Source organism: Mucilaginibacter sp. R-33 (genome assembly GCF_049949235.1).
In the GTDB taxonomy this organism is placed as follows: Bacteria; Bacteroidota; Bacteroidia; order Sphingobacteriales; family Sphingobacteriaceae; genus Mucilaginibacter.
Window position 1 is genome coordinate 3,594,230 of sequence record NZ_CP188089.1, and the last position, 23,780, is coordinate 3,618,009.

Sequence of the window (23,780 nt, forward strand, 5' to 3'; positions counted from 1 at the left end):
AACTATTAACTGAAATTTTCGCATTGTGTTACCTACCCAACAAAATTAATTATGTGCTAACTCATCGGTGTTTCTTGCAGGCGGCTCTGCATTAAGCAGGTGCTTTACAAAAAAGTCGCGTTTCTTTTTACGACCATACGGGCCGCCATCGCTATGCCCCATACCGGGTACCACCAGCAGATCAAACATTTTATTGTTTTTGATCAATGCATCTGCAAAACGGAAAGTTGATTCGGGCGGAACATTGTTATCGGCCTCACCTACTATTAGCATCAAATCGCCCTGTAATTTACCGGCGTTGGTTATGTTTGATTGCTGCTCGTAATGCGGACCAACCGGATAGCCCATCCACTGTTCGTTCCACCATTGTTTATCAATGCGGTTATCGTGACAGCCACAGGCAGATACCGCAGCTTTATAAAATTCCGGATGAAACAACAAGGCTCCCGCCGAATTTTGCCCACCTGCTGAAGTGCCATAAACACCTATCCTGCTGATATCAACCTGCGGATACTTTGCCGCAAGCGCCTGCATCCATAAAATACGGTCGGCGAAACCGGCATCAGCAAGGTTGTGCCAGCATACATCATGAAAAGCTTTTGAACGGTTGGCCGTACCCATGCCATCCATTTGTACCACAATAAAACCCAGCTGGGCTATACTTTGCATTTCGTTAACAACCGAAAAGCTTTTAGGAACAAATGAATCCTGCGGACCGGCATAAATGTTTTCAATTACCGGATAGCTTTTGTTAGGATCCATATTTGCCGGGCGATATACCACGCCCCAGATATCCGTCTTTCCATCCCTTGCCTTGGCAACAAACACTTCAGGGAGTTTGACGCCGGCAGCTAAAAGACCGGTCAAATCGGCATGTTCAAGCGCCATAACCGTTTTCAGGTCGGCAGTGTTTTTGATCACAATGCGGGGAGCTATATTAACTTCCGAATACGTATCGATGTAATATTTTCTATCGGGCGAAAAGCTTAGGCTATGGTTGCCCTTTTCGGGCGTTAGGTCAACAAGGTTTTTACCATCAAAACCAATGCGGTAATAGTGCATGAAATAAGGATCTTCACCTGCATTTTTACCGCTTCCCTTAAACCAGATCTGCCTTTTCTTAACGTCAACGCTGTCAATATCACGTACTACCCAATCGCCTTTGGTTACCAGCTTTTCTTTGCCGCTCAATTCATCAACCAGGTAAATATGACGCCATCCGTCCTTCTCGGTGATCCACACAATCTCATGCATTTTCGAGGCATAATAAGTGTAGATCCTTTGTTCATAAATAAAAGTATTTGTTTTTTCATCAATGATGCTGCGGGTTTTGCCGGTAGTAATATCTACCTCAATAACCCTGAAACGCTGGTGGCCCCGATCTGCTTTTTCATAGGTAAAATAACGGCTGTCGCCATCGCGCCAATGCAATCGAGGCGCACCAAAAAAATCTATCTTTTCAGCATCGGTTTTTATCGCGCTTTTATCGGTGATATTGAATATATACTGCTGATACGCGGTAAACTCATCGCCCGGCTGGTCATACTCGTGCGATTTCAGTACCGCCCGCGTAGTCCCCGGCACCGAACTGAGCAGGTAATAAACTTCTTTTGTTTTTTTTGGGTCGATACGATAGCCGACAATGTGCTTACTATCCGGCGACCAGCTCAATTCGCCGTAAGGTTTATCTAAATTACCATCAGTAGTTAACTTGATTTCAGTTGCGTTCTTTAACGACTTAACAATAATGTTTCCGCCTTTTACAAAGGCTGTCCATTGCTTATCGGGCGATACAGAATCGGTAGTAGCATTTTCCCAACGGTAATGGCGCTCCTGCAGCGGTTTCTCGTTATCATAACTTTGGTGTACGGTGTCGGTAGTTTTGTTACATTGCAGTGTGCTCAGATCGCACTTAAGCCAGGTATTATTTGTTTTAAAGGTAGCCTGCTTTTTATCAGCGCTAAAAAACATATCGTCAATTTTAAAGTTACTATCCTTTATGGTTTTGCCTGTTATTTTGCTTACCTCCGGGCTTAGCTGGCTGCTTTCAAAAATGGTTTTCTTAGTCCCTTTTTCAGGATCAACCAAAACATAAGCGGTTTGGTTGCCTGCTATTCTTTTGCCGTACCAGAACTGATTACCATCCACCTGCCAATTGGGTTTAACGTTGGCAACATAGGGGATCTTTTTTAAGGCAGAATCAAGCGCATCGGCCGCTTTGTAGTTTTGCAGTACTTCTGCGTGGGTGGGGTAATATGGAGTAGCTTTTTGTTGAGCTTCGGCTGATTGACCTGCAGCCCCTAAAAAAATGGTTAACAGTAAATATTGGTGGTACCTTGTCATAAGTTATAGTGTTAGGTAAAGTTACTCAACACCAAACGATTTGTATTTCCATAAATTAACACATCATAGCAGGCATTTAACAAATCGGCCCGCACCTTCCGGATGCGGCCCGATTTGTTTGGTTAATCCCTTTTTGCAAGTTCAAGCGCCCTTCGCTTAAATTATAAAATAACTAAACGTCCACGGCAAAGCCGGTAAGGCAGTCGAGGGGGTTAACAGGGTTAACAAAAATTCGATTTTTACATTATAAAAATCTGAAAATCAATTTATTAATCAACAGACAGGGTTACCCCTAAATCCACCGCTTAGTTGAAGCTGGGTGGCCGACAGCTTAAGAGATTAAACAAACAAAGGATTTAAAAAATCTTATGCAAGTTCAAGCGTCCTTCGCTTGAATTAAAATTTAAGGTAAGCGTCCACGCTTACTTATTTTAACGTTTTACTTAAGCGTAGACGCTCAATCAAAGCAAACGACCAAGCGTGGACGCTTGACCGTGCGGGTAGTATTCATTGCCGTTGGTTTTAACCAACGGAACATAAGCAATCAAATAAAAGGCTTTAGTAAAATCCAATTGAAGAGTTTGGGGCTAAAGCCCGGGTCGTTTATTCTTTTTCACCGTTGGTTAAAACCAACGGCAATGAATAACAGATATAGATTTACCGATTAGCAGATTTCTCTATCCTCTTAAAGCCTCAATTTCTTCCCGTGTTTTAGGCAAATATTTACCTAATAACTGGCTACATGTATCCGTTATTAAAAAGTTATCCTCGATACGGATACCGCCGAAATCACGATAGGTATTCAACACATCGTAATTAATAAACTCAGCGAATTTCTTTTCGGCCTGCCAACGATCTATCAGTTCGGGGATGATATAGATACCCGGCTCTACGGTAAGCACATAACCTGCTTCCAGTTCGCGGCCTAACCTCAATGATTTTAGACCGAAAACAGCAGTTTCCTTTTTCAAGGTATCGGTATAGCCAACGTATTGCTCGCCTAAATCTTCCATATCGTGGGTATCCATACCCAGCATGTGACCTAAGCCGCATTGAAAAAACATAGCATGTGCCCCGGCAGCAACAGCCTCTGCAGGATCACCTTTCATCAGGTTTACCGCTTTCAGGCCCTCGGTCAGTTTCTGACAAGCTTGTATATGCACATCTTTGTACCGTACGCCCGGTTTCAGCATACTGATGGCATGATCCATTGAATTTAAAACCACATCATACAACTCCCTTTGGCGGGTACTGAACTGCTTGCCTACCGGGAAGGTACGCGTTAAGTCTCCACCGTAGTGCATGGCGTTTTCGGCACCGATATCGCTTAATACCATATCGCCCTCTTCCAGGATATTGCCGTAGTAATGCGTATGCAACGTTTGACCGTGTTTAGTGATGATAGCCGGGTAACCTAAGCGTGAATCATTGGCTATGGCCACTTCATGCGCTTTGGCAACCAGTTCATACTCCCTGATACCCGGACGGGCATATTTCATTACTGCCAGTTCCATGTCAACGCTTATGGATACGGCTTTCTCTATCTCGGCAACCTCAAGCGGGGTTTTGATCACCCTTTGGGCTATTACGGCTTTCACCAGTTGCAATGAAACGCGACCAGCCACATCTTCCAGACTGGTATTTAACCAATCGGCCAGTTTGATTTTATTTTCCGGGCGATAAAGCGGCAGGATATGAACCGGGCGGCTACCAGTAACCGCCTTGTGGATATAATGCTTTACATCGGCATAAGGCCTTGTTTGAGAAACGCCAACCAGCGCGGCCATTTCACTAACAGATGGCAAAGTACCTGTCCAGACGATATCATCAATGGTAAGGTCGTTTCCAAATATCACTTCCTCACCTGTATCGGTGTCAATGATAGCTGCTAAACCCGCTACATCAAGCCCGAAGTAATATAAAAAGCTGCTATCCTGCCTAAACAGGTAGGTATTGTCTTTATAGTTCATGCTGCTATCCTCGTTTCCTAACAAAACGAGGATGCCGTTAGCGCCCATGCTTTGTTTTAAAACATTGCGGCGCTGTACGTAAACCTGCTGATCAAAAAGTTGAAGTTTCATAATGCAAAATTAAACATGCCGGCTCTGTTCAGGAACCGGCATGTGCAAGTATAATTTAAATTTGATTATCTGATGATGATTAACGGCTCACTATTTCTTCCATTCGCCATCACACAAGCGCCAGATATTTGTTGGGTTGGCCTGTTGTAAAGCTAAAGGCAATAATGAATCCGGGCAGCTTTGGTAGCAAACCGGGCGAACCCATCGCTTAGCAGCATTGACACCTACGGCAGTGAAACGGCTATCGGTAGTGGCCGGGAACGGACCACCATGCACCATACTGGCACAAACTTCAACACCTGTTGGTACGCCGTTAAACAATACCCTGCCCGCTATGGTCGGCAATAATTGCAATAGGTTGGAGTGGCCCGCAAAATCCTCATCGGTGCCCATTACAGTGGTAGTGAGTTGACCTGATACTGATTTTAATACTTTGATCAGTTCCTGCTCATCTTTGCAAACTACCATTAATGAATATGGCCCGAACACCTCTTCGTGCAATAAATGATTTTCAAGGAAAGTTTCGGCGCTTACGAGGGCGATGGTTGGCTGAGCCTCAATGTCAATAGCTTCAGTAGCTGATTTTACTACGCTCGTTATGCCTTCCTGCTCCAAAGCAGCATGGCTCTTTTTTTCGTAAGCAGAATGGATGCCGGCATGCAGCATCTTGGCTGGTTTAATACCTTCGATACCATTACCCAACGACTTATAAAAATTATCAAGGCCTTCACCTTCAATAGCAAGCATTAAGCCCGGATTGGTACAAAACTGACCAACACCTAAAGTAATGGAACCTGCATATTGTGCAGCCAGATCGGCGGCATTTTTATTTAGAGTATCCGGTAAAAATATAACCGGGTTTATGCTGCCCATTTCTGAAAATACCGGGATAGGCTTTTTGCGTTCTGATGAATATTGCAGCAATGCCAGTCCGCCAACAGTTGAACCTGTAAAGCCAACGGCAGCGGTATCATCTGCCTGAACCAATGCTTTACCGCTTTCAAACGAAGTGCCGTGCACATGTTGAAAAACATGCTTGGGCATATTGCTGCTCGCTATCGCTTTTTTAATAGCCTGGTAAACCATTTCAGACGTTTCGGCATGGGCAGGGTGGGCTTTTACCACTACCGAACAACCTGCACCCAGCGCGCTTGCAGTATCGCCACCGGCGGTTGAATAAGCGAATGGGAAATTACTTGCACCAAAAACAACTACCGGCCCCAGCGGAACAAGCATTTTTCGGAGATCCGGGCGTGGCAATGGTTTTCTATCAGGTAAGGCGGTATCAATACTCGCCTCAACCCAGCTGCCTTCGCGCAGCATCCCTGCAAACATGCGCAGCTGACCGGTGGTACGGGCACGCTCGCCGGTTAAACGGGGTAGCGGGAGGTTGGTTTCTTCGGATGCTTTTTGCAGCAGGGCGTCGCCTACTGCTTCTATTTCATCAGCAATAGCTTCTAAAAACAGGGCCTTTTGTTCGGCGCTTGTTTTTTGGTAAGCCTCAAACGCGCTTTGCGATTGCTGCATGATGATATTTATTTCTTCGGTGCTTTCTTCTTTAAAGTTGTTAGCCATGCCAGATATTTTAGTAAAAAACGAGGGCTTACGCCACTATTTTGCGCAAGCAAATATATTTAACCTTTTTATGATGTGCACTGAACATTCCTAACCAGTTATAGCAGGATTTTATCTTATTTACACATCGCAATCTCAAAACAGATTAAAAAACGGTCAAGACGTCCGGTATTCAACAAGCAGATAATAGTCTTGTTTACATCAATTTATAAAACCTTACCCCATGCGCGGGGATATTACATGATATAGCGGTAATATTTTTGGCGAGATCCTTTTGCTGCCAGAGATCCCGCACTATTTTAACCTTGCCCATATGGATTTTCTTAAAATCAAGCGTATACTTCGCGTATTTTTCACCAAGATTGAAAACACCTATAGCCTTGCTGCCATCTGCCAGTTGTTTAACCCAAACCTGAATTTGCTTATCATTAATCATGCGTACGGCCTGATTGCCTGCCACATCCTGATCAATGGCAATTACCTCTCGATTTTTTAACAGGTTGAGGGTAAACTCATCAAGCTTATCCATGTCACAGCCAATAAGCAGGGGTGCCGATAAAAGGCTCCATAAGCTCATGTGGGTATATTGCTCATAAGGGGTCAGATTGGTTTGGTGCAGATTTTCGCCCCAACCCACCCTGCCTAAAATAAGCATATCGGGGTCGTTCCAGCCTCCCGGCCCGGCATAGGCCGCGTTATTGGTTTGGCTAAAACCGATGCCGTAAAGGCTTTCCCAGGTATCGGTAATGTCCTCGGTTGTACGCCATAGGTTGCCATTCATTTTTGTGCCCCACTTCCAAACATCTTTGATACCGTACTGGCAAATGCTGTAAATAATATCCCGTGGTTGCTTTGCCAGTTCATCGCGCATGACCATGTATGGCTTTTGCTGGACGAACAGCGTTGTGTCACCTGCCGTTTGGTCGGAATAGCTGCACAGATCGTATTTTAGATAATCTACGCCCCAATTAAAATAGGTGGCAGCATCCTGCCCTTCATGCCCTAACGACCCCAGATACCCGCCACAAGTTTTAGTTCCCGGCGATGAATAAATACCAAACTTTAATCCCTGTTGATGCAGGTGCGCACCAAGGGCTTTCATATCCGGAAACTTTTCATTTGCGACGATTTCTCCATCCTGTTGCCTTGCGGGTGCCTGCCAGCCATCATCCACGTTAATAGAGTTCCAACCATAATCGGTAAGGCCTTTATCAACCATAGCTTTAGCCGAAAGCCTAACCTTTTCGTCGCTTACGTTTAATCCCCAGCAATTCCAGCTATTCCAGCCCATGGGCGGGGTAAGCGCTAATAATTTGCCCGATTTAATAGTTAGCATTCGTTCGCTTTTTCCTAAAGTATTGCTTACGGAAACGGATAACTGATACTCCCCTACGCTCGGTGCGATGCCCGTTATAATGCCTGTTTTACCATCAAGTGCTAAACCTTGCGGCAAATTCTTAACCGCATATCTTAAAGGCTTTTGCCCGCTTGCCGCAATCTTATAAAGTACCGGTGAGCCGGGATGTACGCCTAAAACAGCGGTTCCGTTAATCATTGGTTTAAGTGACGCTTTGGGCGTAAGCAGATAGGGTGCTATCTCGGCAAAGGTTTTGGTTTTTCCCAACGCCGTTTCGATAAATTCATAAAACAGTTTGATGCCCTCACGATGCGGGAAGGTAAGCGTATAGGTTTCCTTACCCAACGGTGGCAGATTTGCGTTTACAGTTTTTTCGGCGATTGTTTTTTCAGTAACCTCATCGATTATCTTATAGTGAAACTTACCAGTGATATTAGTTTTAAAGCTATTGCCTACAGTTAATTTCCGAACAGATTGTGCATTGGGTAAAAAGCTGATATCCGTTTGGGTGAAAACAATACCGTCAAATTTTTCCAGCATATCAATAAAAGGAGCGCCCATAAAAATCCCCCCTGAGCCTCCGCCATCGTATACCTTGATGGCGATGATATTTTCCGCATCCCATTTAATAGCCGGATCATTTGCTGCAACACAATAATTGCGCACGGCAGGCCATTTGCTTACGTAACCTCCTTTATCTTCAGGGAAAGCACCTGTTTTACCAATCAGTTTGCCGTTAAAATAAGTTTCATCAACATCGTTAACATGGGCAAGAAATACCCGTAAACTGTCGCCCCAAACCGCCTGCTTTTTTAACGATGACGGGATAACCACATGAATGCGGTACCAGGCAAAGCCATGATAATCCGGGTAGCCCTGCTCCTGCCATACATCGCCAACTTTAATGTCTTTCCAATTGCTATCGTTGAAGCCGGTTTCCTTCCAGTCGGCATCATTACCGGTAGAGAACTTTGCAGTGCCCAGCTTAATAAAATTTCCGTTTTGGGCGAAAGCTGCTATGGCGATAGTTATAAGCCATAGCAGCGATAAGATCTTTTTCATGAATTGATATAATGAATGTCCCCGGTCTACAAACTTTCAACCGGGAGTTCGGCGCTTTTGCGTTGCTTGCTGCCGCCAATCAGGTAGTAAACCGGAATGCCCGTTAAAGTAATGATTAAGCCAGGGTAAGTATACGCTGGTTTATATTTGATAAGCAATAAGCAAAACGCAATGCCCATGATGATATAAATAACCGGCAGCACCGGGTATCCAAATGCTTTATAAGGCCGCTCGGCATTGGGCATTTTTTTGCGGAGGATAAAGATCCCGATGATGGTAAGCACGTAAAAAACAACCACCACAAACGAGATCATATCCAGCAAATCACCATACTTGCCGCTCAGGCTCCACAAACAGGCAAAAACACACTGCAACCACAAACCAAAACCGGGTACCGAATTTTTATTCAGCGTTCCCACTTTTTTGAAGAAAAGCCTGTCTTTAGCCATAGAGTAATAAACCCTTGCACCCGACATGATAAGCCCGTTATTACAGCCAAAGGTTGACACCATGATGAGCAGCGCAATGATCACCGTACCCGAACTGCCAAAAATATGCTGTGATGCAACTACGCCCACCCTGTCCTTATCGGCACTGGCAATGTCATGCAGGGAGAGCACGCCGGTATACATTACATTGGTTAAAATGTAGATCACCGTTACGATCAACGTACCCAGCGCCAGGCTTAAACCGATATTCCTTTTCGGGTTTTTGATCTCGCCGGCAATAAAAGTTACATTATTCCACGAATCGCTGCTGAATATGGAGCCCACCATCGCCGATGCTATTGCACCCAGGGCAGCAATGGTGGTGTACGAAGCAATGGAACCATTGGTGCTGAGGCTATGCATGCTCCAGGCATTTTTCCAGTTCTCATTCCATACCGAAGCTTTCAGGGAGAATAATCCAAACACAATTAAACCAAGCAAGCTCAGCAGTTTGGCCATGGTGAAAATAGTTTGCACAATTTTGCCGCTGTTAACACCACGGGTATTGATATAAGTTAAAAACACGATCACCAAAATGGAAAGCAGTTGCGCCGGGGATATGGTTACGAAACCCAGATCGATAGCAACAAGGCTTTCACTTAATTGGGGAATGAGGTAAGCTGTAAACTTGGCGAAGGCTACGCCTACGGCCGCAATAGTAGCTGTTTGTATTACTGTAAAAAAGCTCCATCCGTATAAAAAACCTACTAATGGACTGTAAGCTTCCTTCAGGTAAACATACTGACCGCCTGCCCTGGGGAACATGGCGCTCAATTCGCCATAACTTAAGGCAGCAGTAAGGGTCATAAAACCGGTGATAAGCCAAACAAATAGCAGCCAGCCTGCGCTGCCCACATTGCGAGTAATATCTGCGCTCACAATGAAAATACCGGAGCCAATCATGCTGCCTGCCACCAGCATGGTGGCATCCATCAACCGCAACGAAGGCTTAAAAGAAGTGCTGTTCTCCATAATTTTTTTTAGCTAAAAGCTGAAAGCATAAAGCTTAAAGCTTACCATTAATGCTGTTTTATTTACTATTTGCCTCTGAAGTCGTAGAACTTCCAGCTTGTTGTGAAATCTTTAGTTAAAGCCTGTTTGGTCAATGTGGCGCGCAGCATTTCAACCGGGATCAGGTTTTCTTTGATGGCAGCATCATGAAACTGCTTATAGGTCATTTTTCCACTGTCAACCAGTTCTTTCCTCAATTCTGTCAACTGCAAACCACCTAACAGGTATGCTACCTGGTAAAGCGGACTATAGCCGCCTTCAAACGAGCGCCTAACCTCGCCCTCGGCATTAGCGCGTTCATGACCAACACGATCAACCAAAAAGTCGATGCATTGCTGAGGTGTCCAGTTGCCTAAATGGTAGTTGAGCGAAAATATGATCCTCGCACAACGGTGCATGCGCCAAAACAGCATGCCTACACGTTCTTCGGGGGTTTTGGCAAAGCCTTTGTCGTATAACAACAGCTCCCAGTATAAAGCCCAGCCTTCAATTGCAAACGGGGTACCGAAATCCTGGCGATAAGCTTTATACCGGCTGTTCATAAAATACTGCAGGTTATGACCGGGAATCAATTCATGCTGCACCGTACCCCTTGAAAAATATGGATTGTTGCCGCGCATGCTCATCAGCCTGTCGTCATACTGCATGGTATTGGTCGGATACGAGATGCTGATCTCCTTGCCGCCGGTAAAAAATGGGTTAACCAACTGCCGCTGCGGCGACATCATTACCATACCCCAGGTTTCTTCGGCCAATGGCGGTATTGTGATCAAATCGCGCTCTTTGATAAAGCTTAGCGCATCGTTATATAATTTAACAATTAGTTCGGGCTGATGGCCTACCGGTACGTAGCTGTTCTTTACTTTTTCGAGGGCTTTCTTCCAGTCGCTGCCAAAACCCATTTCCTGAGATGCTTTCAGCATTTCCTTATCGCACCAGGCAAACTCCTTGTTGGCAAGCTTGATAAGCTCTTCGGGCGTGTAAGGGATCATTTCGGCCTGTAACTGGTTAATCAGCTCTTGCCTGCCAATGGGTACGCCTTTGATACCGCTGCTATCGCTTTTTTGGCTGGTGTTCAGCTTTCCTTTACTAATGGCTAACTCGCTGTACCTTTCCAGCGCATTATCAACGGCCCTATACGGCTCAGGCACCCACCAGGTAAACGATGGATCATATTTGTTATAGAAACCAAAAAAGTCCTTTAAACGACCTTTCAATCCTAATAAAGCAGCTTTGGTTACCTTAGCCACCGGCATATCCACCGATGCGAGTTTACGATACGCTGTGGTATCTGCTTTAAGTTCTTTCAAGATCTTATTCAGATCGCCTGCAACTTTTTCGCCATCCACAAATGTTCCGCGGCGGCGTTTTTGTTCAAGCGCGTAAATCTCATCGGCAAACGAGATGTATTTGGCTGCCTGGCTGTAAAGGTCTTCTTCCTTTTTCAGATCTTTCAGATCAAAGTTAATGCGCTTTTTCAGCAGGATATAATCAACTTTGCCATATATGCTCAGGGCATTAAAATCTGTTTGCTCCAGTTGTTTCAGATAATCGTTATCAACTTCAATGAGCCTTTTGCGCTGCTCGGGTGAATTAATGACATCTTGTTTGTACTGTTCTTCAGCACGGTCATTAACATTATAGGGCGAATAAAAATCGTGGATGGCATTCATGTCCTGCCCGTACCTGATTATGGTACCGGCTACTTCGCTGCTTTGCTCATACAAATTGCTGGATGGAGCAGTTTGTGCATTTGCAGTCAGGACACCAAAAGTAAGGGCATAAAGGGCCAAACCTTTTATGGTTGTTTTAGTATTAATTAGCACGATAAATGTGGTTTGAGGTAAAAAATTAAAGCCGTTATATTAGCTGGCTGCCCTGTTCAGGCTGATAAGATTGTTGTTGTATGAGTCGAGATAGCCACGTGGCGAATTACCAATTACGCATTTAAACACCCGGTTAAAGTTGGTTATACTTTTAAAACCACACTTATAAGCTACCGTATTGATGCTTTCAAATTTATGTGCGATCAATTTTTTGCAGGCCTCATTGATCCTGATCTCGTTCAGGAACGAAATAAAAGTATGACCGGTATGCTTTTTAAAATATCTGCAAAACGACTCCGGCGTCATATAGGCTACCTTAGCCACATCTTCAAGCGTGATAGGCTCACTATAGTGCTGCATAATGTAGTTGTAGATATTACCTATCCTGATCCCTTCATTTTCAGTTATCCCCGGCAGGTTACCGTAGGTTGATAAAGGATCAAGCTTGGTTTTGATATTAGTAAGTCCCTTAAGCAGATGGAAAAACTGAATGAGCTGATCAGGGCCGGATGCCTTTTGCAACGCGATCATAATCTGCGATACTTTGTCAACAACAGAATGCGGCAATTTAAACCCCTGCTGGTGCTGCTGCATAAATATCAGGCTTGGCTTTAACTCAGGTAAATTAAACAGCGGCGCCAAAGCCCCTTCCGGGTTAAAAAATATGGTAAGCGCTTCTATTTGTTTGTTGGCATTGGGGGCAAAGTATTCGGGGTTACTTTTAAACACATGCGGCAGGTTAGCCCCTATTAAAAACAAATCGCCTGCAGAGTAATCATGCATGTTATTTCCTGCAATCAAAGTCCCCTCACCCTGTTGGATCCAGGTAAGCTGAATTTCTTTATGACGGTGCAGGTAGGGGTAATGGTAAGGCAAGCTAACCTTTTCTGCTATCACACTTTTATCGTGCGGAACCGGGATAGTAAATTGTAAAACTTTCATCTGCTACTTGATTATCACTTGTTGAATTTACAATTACTTAACTTAATTTACTAATAAATGAAGTTAAAAGGATAAAATACGGGCAATATTTGATAATTTATGGTTGATACAGGTGCCAAAATTGACCGAGAAACCGCTTTTTATCCAACAAATAGAAAGTAAATTAAATGTTATATAAACAATTAAAATCAAAATTATAGGCACCACAGCCACCATTTGGCCGAATAAAATATTTTTAATTGTACAGAATACAACTATTGTACATTCTACACTAACTATGCATTTTACGCAGAAAACCCATTTTTTAACCTGTTTTTTATGATGCAGGTAATAAAACAAGCTCCTGTTAACGCAAAAAAACCGCTCATCAGGGGTGAATGAGCGGTTCCGTTTTCCGGCAAAACCGGAAGGGTAATCAATTGTTTAAATTAAGATCTTTCAGGGGCAAATTCTTTAATATCGATAGAGCTTGGTTTGCCCGAAATAATTTCATTTGCCAGCAATCCGGTTGCTGCCCCCAGGCTAAGCCCCATCATACCATGACCGGTAGCCACAGTAAGGTTGCTATATTGTTTGCTCCTGCCGATGTATGGTAATCCATCTGCAGATGAAGGACGGAAACCGAACCAGATATCCTTTTGTTCGGGAACAGCAGGTTTTAAACCAGGAAAGTATTTTGGCACCGATTCAACAATACCTTTAACACGGTTCATGTTGATACGGTCGTTGATCTTGTCAAGTTCCATAGTACCACCATAGCGTAAACCACCATTCATTGGGGTGATGGCAACCCTGGCTTCGGCCAGCAGTGCGGGGATGTGCATGGTGTCGCTATCGTCTTTTACGTTAAATGAATAACCTTTGCCCGGCATCAGCAAGATTTTTAAACCCAACAATCTGCCAATGGCCGGCGACCATGAGCCGCCTGCAATAATATATTCATCTGCTGTAAATTCTTCATTTCCTGCCAATACCTTGCTTACTTTACCAACTTTGGTTTCAATTTTAGTAACCTCTTTATTGGTAAGCAATTTTACGCCAACAGCTTTCAGATGTTTGATCAACGCAGCCATCAGTTTATTTGGCGAAAGATGGGCATCGCAACGGTAATGTACCGCGCCCAACACATCAAGCTCAAGCTTTGGTTGCAGTTTTTTACAATCATCAACACTAAGCACGGCCATATCCAAACCTAATTCCCTGCCCTTTTCGGCCATATGCGCCTCTTCCTCGCCGGCTTTTTCGGTTTTGTAAAACATCAGGATACCTTTTTTAACCAGGTCAAAATCAAAGCCTGGCTCTTTGCTCAGATCTTCATAAAGCTTTTTGCTGAGCAGGGAAAGCTCCGTTAAAGGAACAGCCGATTTTTCAACGTGCGCGGCATTCGCTTTCTTTAAAAATTTTAATCCCCATGACATCAGTTCAGGGTTTAAAGATGGCTTTACGTAGAACGGACTTTTGCTGTTAAACATCCACTTAATGCCCTGCGAAACCATACCCGGAGTTGCCAGCGGAATAAAATGGCTCGGCACTATCATTCCCGCGTTACCATATGAGCAACTGTCTGTCATGTCGCCTTTATCAAGCACAGTAACCTCATGCCCGGCCTTTTGTAAATAATAAGCCGAACTAAGCCCTACTATCCCACCTCCTATTATCAGCACCTTTGCCATTTTTATTTTAAGCTGAAAGCTTAAGGCGAAAAGCCGAAAGCTTTTATTTAGAAAATTATTAATTAAAAGAGTTAAACACCAACGTCATTGCGAGGAACGAAGCAATCCCCGAACTATACAGGACGGACCTGCTAATCGGGGATTGCTTCGTTCCTCGTAATGACGCTTTGGCATATCGCTATATCACCTGGAAACCATGAGCATACGGATCGTCATCATCTATTTTGATGGTATTGTAGCCATAAACTTTAGCCCAGCCTTCTACACTTGGTATAATGGCGTCGATATCATTGATCTTCACCACGTCCTCAACCCTGCCGGTAAATTTACTGCCTATGATGCTTTCATGAATAAAAGACTCACCTACTTTCAATTTACCTTTGGCAAACCACTGCGCCATACGGGCCGAAGTACCGGTTCCGCAAGGCGACCTGTCGATAGCTTTATCACCGTAAAACACGGCGTTACGTGCAGTAGCATCTTCAGATAGTGTAGCACCCGCCCAAAGGATATGTGTACAGGTATTAATTGTAGGATCCTGTGGATGCACAAACTGGTATTTTTCGTTAATACGTTTACGCAACACCTGGCTCCAGGCAATCAGTTGACCAGCTGTATAATGCTCGATGCCTTTAAAATTAGGCTGAGGATCAACAATGGCGTAATAGTTACCACCATACGAAACGTCTATAGTAAGTGTGCCAAGGTCAGGGCACTCAACCTCTAAATCAGTCGCAGCAAGATATGCGGCCACATTTCTGAGTTTTACCGAAGTTACCTTTTTGCCCTCCTGCTTGTACTCAATCAATACAAGCCCGGCAGGTGCTTCCATGCGTACAATACCCGGAGTTTTAGGTTGGATCAACCCTTCCTCAATAGCTATGGTAATTGTGCCGATAGTTCCGTGACCGCACATTGGCAAACAGCCGCTTGTTTCGATAAACAAAACAGCAATGTCATTTTCCGGGTCATGAGGCGGATACAGGATACTGCCCGACATCATATCATGACCGCGGGGTTCAAACATCAGGCCCGTCCTGATCCAGTCGTACTCCTTTAAAAAGTGCTGACGTTTCTGGCTCATGTTGTCGCCTTTTAGCGTTGGGCCGCCGCCGGCCACCAACCTTACGGGATTACCGCAGGTGTGTGCATCAACACAAAAGAAAGTTTTACTTGCCATATGCAATTATAACGCTACCTCAGTCAATTTACCCCAGCTTCCAACAGGCAATTCGGGCCTTGCAGCAAGTGCATCATTAATAATTTTTTGAACTTTTTCGCGCTCAGCACCAATTAACGGCAAACGTGGCGCACGTACATTTTCGGTACCTATACCGGTTGCAACCTCGGCCAGTTTAATGTATTGCACCAATTTAGGGTGGATATCCAGCTCAAGCACAGGTAAAAACCAACGGTAAATGGCCAAAGCCTCATCATACCTTTTTGCTTTAACCAAACGGTAAATAGCAACAGTTTCTTTAGGGAAAGCGTCAACCAAACCGGCAACCCAACCATCAGCGCCCATCACAAGACTTTCCATAGCCAGGGGATCAACACCGGTAAAGATCTTGAACCTTTCGCCAAAACGGTTGATCATACGGGTAACGTTTGATACATCGCGGGTTGATTCTTTTACCGCCTGGATATTATCATAAGCAGCAAGTTGTTCAAACATATCTAAAGTAACCTCAATCTTATAATCAACAGGGTTATTGTAGATCATGATCGGCAGTTCGGTACTTTTTGCAATAGTTGTAAGGTAAGCAACGGTTTCGCGGGCTTCGCTATTATAACGCATAGGCGGCAGCAACATCAGGCCGTCGGCACCTTTATCAAATGCTTTTTGAGCATAAGCAACAGCCGCTTTAGTGGTTTGCTCGGCTATGTTTAATATAACCGGAACTTTTCCTTTAACAAACTCAACGGTGTGGGCAAGCAGCGCGAATTTTTCGTCGTCGCTTAAAACGCTTGCTTCGCCTAATGAGCCGCCTAATATAAATCCGTCAACACCGGCCTCAAGCTGGGCGTTCAAGTTTATATCAAAAGCATCAAAATCAAGTTCGTCATTATCTGTAAATTTAGTAGTTACTGCAGGGAGTACGCCTTTCCAATCAAAAGTTATCATTGTATATTATTTTTCACAAAATTAAGATAGTACTTATTATCGTTTATTTAACAATTTAGCAGACACTAACCGTATTTTAACCTATAATGTCACTTACCGGCAAAGTGCCTGCTAAATAATGCCTATTGTGCATCCCACCAAACCCTGTCGGTAAGCTTAGCGCTTTGTACCGGCTGCGGGTTTGAGGTCATTTCCGACTGCGGATACAACACCCTGCGCGGAATATCCGACAATGCATTTTTTACTTTGGTTAAGGCCGGATAGCCTGTACGCCTCCAATCGGTATAGTTCTCCATCGACAGGAAGTTAGCTATAACCTTTTCTTCAATAATAAGCTGCATGGCATTGGCACTGGTCAATGTTCCTCTTGAAGCTAAATAAGTATTTACATCAGCATCAGCAATACCCAATTTTGACATGTGCGATTTAACAGCAAGCAAATAAACCGGTTGCGCCGCAGTTGCTCCTGATAATACAAATGTAGCTTCGGCTTTTAAAAATAACGCTTCGGAGTAAGTAACAATATAGTTATTTGAGCTTGCGCTTGCATAAAAAGCCCCACCCAAAGAGTATGATTCCAAACTGCCAATATCTTCTGAGCCAATTACCCTTCCGGTATATAACCCACCTTCAATTGCCGGAGCTACCATTTTTGATACGCGGGGATCTTTCCGGGCTGCAAAACCATCAACAAATGTTGAAGCTAATACAAGTGTTGAGCCAGGCAGGAAGTTCTGCTGCCATGGGTTTTCGGCGCCAGCACCGCCGGTAAAAGGCATTTTCATATCATCATCATTACTTACCATGCCATTTTCAAGAGCAGTAAGCGCCAGCTGTGCCTGTGCAGCAGCTGTATGCCCCGGAGCTTTGGTTAGGTGCATGTAATAACGTGCCTTTAAGGTATAAGCTGCCTTTTTCCATTTGCTCATATCGCCTGCATAGTAAAAGTCATCACCTGTAGGTACGGTGGTAGTGTTTTTGGCAATATCGGCAATGGCGTTATCAAGCAGGGTTTGGATTTGTGCATACACAGATTCCTGGCTGTCATAAGTTGGGGTAAGGTTACTTACACCCTGAAAACCTTTTGAAAACGGAACATCGCCCCAAACATCAGTAGCTGAACCAAGTGTATAAGCCAGCAGGATCTTTGATATGCCTGCGTAATTTGCATTACCATCGGCCTCAGCTTTTTTATTTAGCAAAACAAGATTGTTCATTACCTGCGTATAAAAGTTGTACCAATCGCTGTCCATGTCCTGGTGGTACATGAGGTAGGTACCAAAGTTTGGCGGTACCTGGTTTAAAGCTATTACCTGCAGGTATTGCTGCAATACTATAGCAAGGTTGGCGCCGCCCGCGGCAGTAATATTTTGTGATATGGCAGCTTCAACGGGTGCAAGGATCAGAGATTCTTTAACATCTATAGGCCTGTTAGGATCGTGGTTTACATCAATGTATTTTTTACAACCCGTAAAACTTACCAACGCGCATGTTACTAACGTGATATATTTATTTTTCATGACAATTTCTTATTAATGATTTAAATTATAGGGTAACTTTCAGACTAAAATCAACAGACTTTGAGGTTGGGGTTGAGAATGAATAGATACCCTGTGAGCCGTTTGCTGCGCCAAATGAGCTAACTTCGGGATCACCGCCGGTAAAGTGTGGTGCGTGGATCCAAAGGTTACGGCCGGTTACACTAAATGTTGCCGACTTGAAAGGGCTTTTACTTAACCATGATGGATTTAAAGTATAGCCTAAGCTAATATTACGCAGTTTAACATAGCTGCCATCCTGAATAACTGACTCTAATACGCTATTTGCGCGCTGATAGTAGGCCTGGCCGTTTACAGCTATTGTATTAGGCTGACCTGTAGTTGCGTTTACACCGTCAACCACGCGGGGACCGCGGTTTTCTGTAACTTTTGGTGTTCCGTAAAAGTAGCCGTAGCCATCAACATTGTTCTGGATGTCGCCGCCTCGCTTGATATCAAAGAAAAAACTAAAGTTGAATTGTTTATACCTGAAATTATTATTGATACCACCAAGCCAGTTAGGGTTAATATTACCTACTATGCCCTGGCTATCATCAGCGTATGGCAAGCCCGACTCATCAATTAATAATTTTCCTGCCGCATTACGTGCATAACGTGTACCGTAAATAACGCCGTAAGGCTGCCCAACTATAACATTGGTAAAGCCATTGCCAATTAATTTCAGGTCTTGATAAATAGACAACACTTTGTTCCTGTTACGGGTAAAGTTTAAAGTGAGGTCCCAGTTAAAGTCGCGGCTTTTTATAGGCGTAACATTTAATAGTATCTCAATCCCCCTGTTACGCATCACAGCTGAATTTACACTGGTTGCAGAATAACCGGTTGACGGGGCAAGTGCTACGTTAGGTATAATACCATCAATGGTTTTTTTGCTGTAGAATGAAGCCTCAAGGCTGATCCTGTTATTAAAGAATCCTGCTTCAAAACCGGCTTCAAATTCGTTGATACGCTCGTTTTTAAGATTGGGGTTGCCAAGCACATCGCTGATTAAAAAACCAGCCTGCTGGCTGTAAGGGAAAGTAAGGTTCCGGATGGTGGCTTTGTTATAAGGCGTTTGCAAACTATATGCACCAATGCTGCCATCATTACCTACCGTACCATATGAAACCCTCACTTTACCCAGGTTCATAACTTTTGAAAGTTCAGGGCTAAAAAACTCTGAAAATATAAAACTGCCCGCGGCAGAACCATATGGGTAAAAGCTATGATCTATTGAAAGTACCGAGTTACCATCATACCTGCCGGTTAATGATAATAACAGAAACCGCTTATATTCAATATTTGATTGCAGGTAAAAACCAACTTTTCGCTGCAATGATGATCCCTCACTATAGCTAACTGTTGATGCAGAAGCCATATTATACAAACCTGGTACAGTTAACCCAACACCATTTGCGTAAGTGTTTTCATTATAGGTGGAGATAAGGTTATTACCCAAAACAACATCTACATTGAAATTGCCAAACTGCTTGTTAGCACTGATCAATAAATCATTATTGTACTGGCGATAAGTAAGATTCTGATCAACCAACCTGCCATTAGGATTTGATACCGATTGAGTTGACTCATGGTACCGGTCCATTTCGGTATAAACGTCAGCACCGAACCTTTCAGTAATAGTTAGCCATGATAAGGGCTTATAGTCGGCAGTGAAGGTTGGTAAAAACCTGTTAACACCAGAGTGGTTTTTGATATTGTCCAAAACCCAATATGGATTATTACGTGAAAAACGGTAAAGGCGCTGTGTACCATCGGCATTTAAATAAGGTTGCAGATTGTATGATACCGGCGCAGTAAAAATTGTCCAAACAGGGCTTTCCAGTGCATAGCCCTCAGGCATTCTGTCGTTTTGCGAATTAGAGTAATTTAACTGAAACGTTGTATTAAGATTTTTAAGCACCTGTGTGCTATATTTTGCAAAGAACGTATTACGTAAAAATTTGGTTGTTGGCACCGTGCCCTGCTGGTTAAAATTAGAGTATGATACCAGGTAGGTTGAATTACTACCGCCACCGCCTATGTTTACAGTATTATTGTAGGTGTGCCCCGTTTTAAAAAACAAATCGGACTGATTATAAACTTTTGCAGGCTGTCCGTTTATTTTTAAGGTATCCATACGTGCGCCCCATGATGTACTTGTTTTGTTACTACCCTCGCCGTTAAAGTAAGTTCCATTTGTACCTAATGAATATTTATTTTGGATTTGTGGCAGTAAAGGATTTTCATAAGAAAAATCAGAAGAAAAAGTTATCAGCGGTTTTTTATTCAAGGCGCCGTTTTTAGTAGTAATGATAACAACCCCATTAGCGCCCTTTGAACCATATAAGGCTGTCGCTGCCGCGCCCTTCAACACGTTCATGCTGGCAATTATTGATGGATCAATATCGGCTATCCTGCTTGTACCAGGACCAGTATTAAGGTTACCTGTTTCTGAGTTATCAACAGGCACGCCATCAATAACCATCAAGGGCTCATTAGTACCATAAATTGAAGATCCGCCCCTGATTACGATCCTTGCCGAACTACCAGGTGTACCAGATGAGCTTGTAACCTGAACACCGGCAACCTTACCAGCTATCGCGTTTACCAGGTTTGGCTCTTTTGATTGTGTTATCGATTCTGCCTTTACCTCTTGTGAGCTATAAGTTAAGATCCTTTTGTCGCGTTTTATACCAAGTGCAGTTACAACTACTTCGTTCAGCACTTTGTTATCTTCGGCCAAAGCTATGTTAATCTGCGCCTGGCCTGTAAGTTTAACTTCCTGTGTAGTAAAACCAATTGCAGTAACAATTAATGTCCCCTGCCCGGTATAGTTAAGGTTAAACATACCGCTGCCATTGGTAACAGCGCCTGCGCTTGTATTTTTTATTTTAACGGAAGCGCCAACTATAGGCTCGCCCTTCCCGTCGGTTACCTTTCCTTTTAATGTTACCGTTTGCGCGTATGTACTGTAACAAAACACAAACACACTTAGTAAAGGCAAAATGAACCTCTTTAGTAATTGTTTAAACTTCATAAATTAAATTTTGGGGTTAAAAACTATATATTACATGCTGTATTTCAGACACGTAAAACTATCCGCGAGCCGCCCCTTGTTTTTTTATGAAATTTGCCAATACTGCCCGTATCTTAACATTACTGTTACAATAGCATTAATTTGATATTATATTTATATAAAAAGCCATTAAAACGTTAATATATTGATAGTTAATTCGCAATAACACTAATAAACTTACTGTAAATAATCCGCACGTTAAAAAAACGGATAAAATCCTGCTATCAACTGCAAAATATTATTCAAAATAATTGTGCAAAGCACACTAATTTAGTTGAAAGTTATTCTTACCGTTACACAAACATATCATGCTAATAAAAAAGTGGTTTAAATTGAACTTATGCCTCGTAGCCTGCTTAGCAGGGGCACAAACTATCCAGGCACAATCCTACGTACCCGAATTGAACGATACCCGGGTAAAGATAAAACCGGTAGTTCCGGTTAAAGCCTATTCTTTTAATTTAAAGGACGTTCAATTACTGGAAAGCCCTTTTAAGAAAGCGATGGAGGTTGATGCTGCTTACTTATTATCTATAGAACCAAACAGGCTGCTTTCGGCCTTCCGTTCGCACTCAGGACTTACACCTAAAGGTAAAATGTACGAAGGCTGGGAATCATCAGGTCTGGCTGGCCACACCTTGGGGCATTACCTGTCGGCTATTTCCATGCATTACGCGTCAACCCGCGATCCTGAATTTTTAAAGCGCGTAAATTATATAGTTAAAGAACTTGATGAATGCCAGATAGCCCGTAAAACCGGGTACGTGGGTGCTATCCCTAAAGAAGACACCATTTGGGCAGAAGTTGCCAAGGGCGATATCCGTTCACGGGGTTTCGATTTAAACGGTGGCTGGTCGCCCTGGTATACCGTGCATAAGATTATGGCCGGTTTGCTCGATGCCTATTTATATTGCAATAATGCCGAAGCCTTAAAAGTATGCAAAGGTATGGCCAACTGGACAGGCGAAACCATCAAAAACCTTGATGACGAGAAACTGCAAAAAATGCTGCTGTGTGAATATGGAGGTATGGCAGAAACATTAACTAACCTTTACGCTATCAATGGCGATAAAAAATACCTGGAACTATCGTACAAATTTTATGATAAAAAGATCCTCGATCCGTTATCTCAAAAACAGGATATACTGCCGGGCAAGCATTCAAACACCCAAATCCCTAAGATAATAGCCAGTGCACGCAGATATGAGCTTACCGGCGATAAAAAAGATAAGGCCATAGCCGATTTTTTTTGGGAAACCATTGTTAACCACCATTCCTATGCAACAGGAGGTAACAGCAATTATGAATACCTGAGCGACGCAGACAAGCTTAATGATAAACTAACAGAAAACACTACCGAAACCTGCAATACCTACAATATGCTGAAATTAACCCGGCATTTGTTTGCGGTTGAGCCTTCGGCCATGCTGATGGATTACTACGAGAAAGCGCTGTATAACCACGTCCTCGCCTCGCAAAACCACACTGATGGTATGATGTGCTACTTTGTACCACTGCGTATGGGTGGCACCAAGCATTACAGCACTCCGTTTGATGATTTTACCTGCTGCGTTGGTTCGGGCATGGAAAACCATGTTAAATACAACGAAAGCATTTATTTTAAAGGTGCCGATGGCAGCTTATATGTAAACCTGTTTATACCCTCAGTACTTAACTGGGAATCAAAAGGTTTATCGGTGAAGCAGCAAAGCAGTTTCCCTAATGACGATCACATCACATTTACGGTGAACACCAAAAAGCCGCTTACCATGGCTATCCGCATCCGTAAACCAAAATGGACTGCCAACCCAACCATCAGCATTAACGGAAAAACTCAAAATGCAACAACTGATGATCAAGGATATATTGTGTTACACCGCAAATGGAGCAACAACGATAAAATTGAGTTTGCCACGCCCGAAAAGCTTTATACCGAAGCCATGCCCGATAATGCCAACAGGCGCGCCGTGTTTTACGGCCCGGTATTACTTGCCGGTGTTTTAGGTAATACTGAGCCTGATCCGCTAAAAGGCGTTCCGGTGTTTGTGACAAGCGAAACTGATCCTAACCAATGGCTGCAAATGGTTGATAAAAAACAGTTGAGCTTTCGCACGGTAAATATTTCAAAACCTGAGGAAGTTACTTTGATTCCTTTTAATCAAACCCAAAATCAATACTATTCTGTTTATTGGGACGTATTTACACCACAGGCCTGGATTGTACAGCAAAAAGCTTATGATGAGCAAAGGAAAAAACAACAGGAACTGGAAGCCCGCACCATGGACATTTTACGTGTAGGCGAAATGCAGCCCGAGCGCGATCATAACTTCAGCAGTGAAAGCGCCACTACCGGCGAAGATCACCAAAAGAAATGGCGGTCGACAGAGAACGGAGGCTTTCTGCAATACGAAATGAAGGTTGACGCCAATGCACAAAATACGCTGATTAACAGCTACTGGGGCATGGACAACCGCGGCAGAAAATTTGATATCCTAATTGATGGCGTTAAATTGGCTTCTGAAGATTTGAACCAATATAAAGAGAGCCGTTTTTACGATATCAGCTACAACTTGCCTATTGAACTGACAAAAGGCAAACAAAAAGTAACTGTAAAACTGCTGCCGCAAAAAGAAAACAGTGCAGGCCCGGTTTACGGCAGCCGGATGGTTAAAAACTAATTTTA

General features: G+C 43.5%; 13 protein-coding genes. 1 reads left to right on the forward strand and 12 read right to left on the reverse strand.

Annotated elements, in window-relative coordinates:
- Positions 1-45: 45 nt before the first annotated feature.
- From ACP26M_RS15035 to ACP26M_RS15090, 12 genes are all read right to left on the reverse strand, one after another.
- Entirely contained in the window at positions 46-2,343 is a 2,298-nt protein-coding gene (locus tag ACP26M_RS15035) for a prolyl oligopeptidase family serine peptidase (RefSeq protein ID WP_426581051.1), read from the reverse strand.
- Between the two features lie 677 nt (positions 2,344-3,020).
- The gene (locus tag ACP26M_RS15040; protein WP_426581053.1) at positions 3,021-4,424 is read right to left on the reverse strand and encodes an aminopeptidase P family protein; all 1,404 of its coding nucleotides are present in this window, start codon (positions 4,422-4,424) and stop codon (positions 3,021-3,023) included.
- Between the two features lie 90 nt (positions 4,425-4,514).
- On the reverse strand, positions 4,515-5,999 hold the full coding sequence (locus tag ACP26M_RS15045) for an aldehyde dehydrogenase (NADP(+)) (RefSeq protein WP_426581055.1): 1,485 nt from the start codon (positions 5,997-5,999) through the stop codon (positions 4,515-4,517).
- A gap of 196 nt (positions 6,000-6,195) precedes the next feature.
- Positions 6,196-8,418, reverse strand: coding sequence for a putative Ig domain-containing protein (locus ACP26M_RS15050; RefSeq protein ID WP_426581057.1), 2,223 nt, complete (start codon positions 8,416-8,418; stop codon positions 6,196-6,198).
- A 26-nt stretch (positions 8,419-8,444) separates the two neighbouring features.
- Positions 8,445-9,878, reverse strand: a complete 1,434-nt coding sequence (locus tag ACP26M_RS15055; RefSeq protein WP_426581059.1) for an APC family permease — start codon at positions 9,876-9,878, stop codon at positions 8,445-8,447.
- Positions 9,879-9,943: 65 nt separating this feature from the next.
- A complete protein-coding gene (locus tag ACP26M_RS15060) occupies positions 9,944-11,743 on the reverse strand; it encodes a DUF885 family protein (protein WP_426581061.1) in 1,800 nt (599 codons plus the stop codon).
- Between the two features lie 39 nt (positions 11,744-11,782).
- Positions 11,783-12,685 (reverse strand): AraC family transcriptional regulator, encoded by a 903-nt coding sequence (locus ACP26M_RS15065; protein ID WP_112658032.1) that lies wholly within the window; start codon positions 12,683-12,685, stop codon positions 11,783-11,785.
- 428 nt (positions 12,686-13,113) lie between these two features.
- Entirely contained in the window at positions 13,114-14,358 is a 1,245-nt protein-coding gene (locus ACP26M_RS15070; protein WP_426581064.1) for an NAD(P)/FAD-dependent oxidoreductase, read from the reverse strand.
- A gap of 178 nt (positions 14,359-14,536) precedes the next feature.
- Positions 14,537-15,538 (reverse strand): 4-hydroxyproline epimerase, encoded by a 1,002-nt coding sequence (locus ACP26M_RS15075; RefSeq protein ID WP_426581066.1) that lies wholly within the window; start codon positions 15,536-15,538, stop codon positions 14,537-14,539.
- 6 nt (positions 15,539-15,544) lie between these two features.
- Complete coding sequence (locus tag ACP26M_RS15080; RefSeq protein ID WP_426581068.1) at positions 15,545-16,483, reverse strand: dihydrodipicolinate synthase family protein; 939 nt, start codon at positions 16,481-16,483, stop codon at positions 15,545-15,547.
- Positions 16,484-16,605: 122 nt separating this feature from the next.
- Positions 16,606-18,003: a SusD/RagB family nutrient-binding outer membrane lipoprotein gene (locus ACP26M_RS15085; RefSeq protein WP_426581070.1), complete on the reverse strand. Its 1,398-nt coding sequence runs from the start codon at positions 18,001-18,003 to the stop codon at positions 16,606-16,608.
- Positions 18,004-18,028: 25 nt separating this feature from the next.
- Positions 18,029-21,058 carry a SusC/RagA family TonB-linked outer membrane protein gene (locus ACP26M_RS15090; protein WP_426581072.1) on the reverse strand — a complete coding sequence of 1,010 codons (3,030 nt, stop codon included), beginning with the start codon at positions 21,056-21,058 and terminating at the stop codon, positions 18,029-18,031.
- A 347-nt stretch (positions 21,059-21,405) separates the two neighbouring features.
- Between ACP26M_RS15090 and ACP26M_RS15095 the strand changes: the two genes are divergently transcribed.
- Positions 21,406-23,775, forward strand: a complete 2,370-nt coding sequence (locus ACP26M_RS15095) for a beta-L-arabinofuranosidase domain-containing protein (protein WP_426581074.1) — start codon at positions 21,406-21,408, stop codon at positions 23,773-23,775.
- Positions 23,776-23,780 lie beyond the last annotated feature (5 nt).

Coding starts and splice junctions, on each gene's coding strand:
- ACP26M_RS15055 (WP_426581059.1), bottom strand. CDS start 9,878: ATGGAGAACAGCACTTCTTTTAAGCCTTCGTTGCGGTTGATGGATGCC.
- ACP26M_RS15095 (WP_426581074.1), top strand. CDS start 21,406: ATGCTAATAAAAAAGTGGTTTAAATTGAACTTATGCCTCGTAGCCTGC.
- ACP26M_RS15075 (WP_426581066.1), bottom strand. CDS start 15,538: ATGGCAAGTAAAACTTTCTTTTGTGTTGATGCACACACCTGCGGTAAT.
- ACP26M_RS15080 (WP_426581068.1), bottom strand. CDS start 16,483: ATGATAACTTTTGATTGGAAAGGCGTACTCCCTGCAGTAACTACTAAA.
- ACP26M_RS15045 (WP_426581055.1), bottom strand. CDS start 5,999: ATGGCTAACAACTTTAAAGAAGAAAGCACCGAAGAAATAAATATCATC.
- ACP26M_RS15050 (WP_426581057.1), bottom strand. CDS start 8,418: ATGAAAAAGATCTTATCGCTGCTATGGCTTATAACTATCGCCATAGCA.
- ACP26M_RS15035 (WP_426581051.1), bottom strand. CDS start 2,343: ATGACAAGGTACCACCAATATTTACTGTTAACCATTTTTTTAGGGGCT.
- ACP26M_RS15085 (WP_426581070.1), bottom strand. CDS start 18,003: ATGAAAAATAAATATATCACGTTAGTAACATGCGCGTTGGTAAGTTTT.
- ACP26M_RS15090 (WP_426581072.1), bottom strand. CDS start 21,058: ATGAAGTTTAAACAATTACTAAAGAGGTTCATTTTGCCTTTACTAAGT.
- ACP26M_RS15070 (WP_426581064.1), bottom strand. CDS start 14,358: ATGGCAAAGGTGCTGATAATAGGAGGTGGGATAGTAGGGCTTAGTTCG.
- ACP26M_RS15065 (WP_112658032.1), bottom strand. CDS start 12,685: ATGAAAGTTTTACAATTTACTATCCCGGTTCCGCACGATAAAAGTGTG.
- ACP26M_RS15040 (WP_426581053.1), bottom strand. CDS start 4,424: ATGAAACTTCAACTTTTTGATCAGCAGGTTTACGTACAGCGCCGCAAT.